The sequence below is a fragment of the Micromonospora maritima genome, assembly GCF_902825405.1.
GTDB classification, from domain to species: Bacteria; Actinomycetota; Actinomycetes; order Mycobacteriales; family Micromonosporaceae; genus Micromonospora; species Micromonospora maritima.
This window is the reverse complement of sequence record NZ_CADEAU010000859.1, coordinates 1-1306: the sequence shown is the minus strand read 5'-3', so window position 1 is coordinate 1306 and position 1306 is coordinate 1. Positions and strand designations below refer to the sequence as shown.

Sequence of the window (1306 nt, the reverse complement as noted above, 5' to 3'; positions counted from 1 at the left end):
ACCGGCGCGGCGGCCCCGGGCCAGCCGGGGTGGCCCGGCCAGGCGGGCACGGCCCGGGCGAGCCGGTCCTGCTGGGCGGCGGAGACCCGGCGGATCAGCACGACGAACGAGATGCCGGCGACCAGGCAGGCCACCGAGAGCAGCAGCCGGCCGCCGAGCGCGTCCTGGTAGTAGCGGACGTAGCTGTCGTACTCCACGTCGTTCTGCGGCCACTCGGTCAGCCGCGAGTACCGCTGGTCGTCGCCGCGGCTGATCAACCGGTCGCCGACCGAGAAGACCAGCCAGGCCGCCCACCAGACGCCGACCAGGGCCGGCGTGGTGCGCCGGAGCAGGCTGTCCCGGGCGATGTTGGCGACCACCCGGGCCGGGACCACGAAGTTGGCGAACGGCACCAGCCAGCCGGCGATCGCCCAGCCCGGGCCGAGGCTCGGCAGGGCCCCCGGGAACGCGTCGATGTTCTTGCGGGCCCGCCAGGTCCAGATGATGACCAGCACCGCCGCGGTCAGCAGGGCCAGCAGGTAGGGCAGCCCGAGCAGCAGTTCGGCGACCGCCGCGCCCAGCAGCAGGTCCCGGTCACCCTGCTCGGCCGCCGTGCGGGCCATCCGCGCGCCGACCAGCGGGAACAGCGCGCCCGGCAGGTAGAGCACGGTGGCCGCGCCGACCGCGACCGCCGCGGCGGTGCCGAGGCCACGGACCGGGTACGTGGGCAGGCCGGGCAGCACCGGCGGCTGGCCGAACGGGGTGCCGCAACGCTGGCAGTCGGGGTCGACCGGGGACGCGACGTCCCCGCAGGTCTGGCAGTGCATCGGGGACCGTCCGGAAGGGTGTGCGCGACAGGGGTGCGCACACGTTAGACGATCATGCGGTGGCCGGCGACCCCGTACCGACCCGGGGATAGCCGGGAGCGTGCCGCGTCCACGGCGCCTGCATCTCGAACTGTCCGGCCACGCCGAGCAGCAGCAGCTCGGAGCCGGGCGGGCCGACGAACTGCACCCCGACCGGCAGCCCGTCCGGGCGGCGACCGACCGGCACCACGATCGACGGCAGGCCGGCGATGTTCCACGGCGCGGCGTACGGGGCGTACCTGATGTTCGTCGACATGTTCGCCAGCCAGGAGCGGCCGGACCAGCCGGCGGCCTGCGGCGGCGGCCCGGCCAGCGCCGGGGTGAGCAGCAGGTCGACCGAGTGGTCGGCGAAGAACTGCACCGACCGCTCGCGCCAGGCGGTCCGGTCGGCCTCCCGGACGTACCCCCGGCGCTGCGCCCACTCGCCGAGCGCGACGTGCCGGCGGCTGCGGCGCTGAAGC

Annotated in this window: 2 protein-coding genes; both read right to left on the bottom strand. The window is 75.7% G+C overall.

The window, feature by feature from the left end:
- On the bottom strand, window positions 1-806 hold an 806-nt coding region (locus HUW36_RS33045; RefSeq protein ID WP_174531604.1), incomplete at its 3' end, for a DUF4328 domain-containing protein.
- A 52-nt stretch (window positions 807-858) separates the two neighbouring features.
- Window positions 859-1306, bottom strand: a 448-nt coding sequence (locus HUW36_RS33040) for an amidase family protein (RefSeq protein ID WP_246248444.1), incomplete at its 5' end; no start/stop codon positions are given.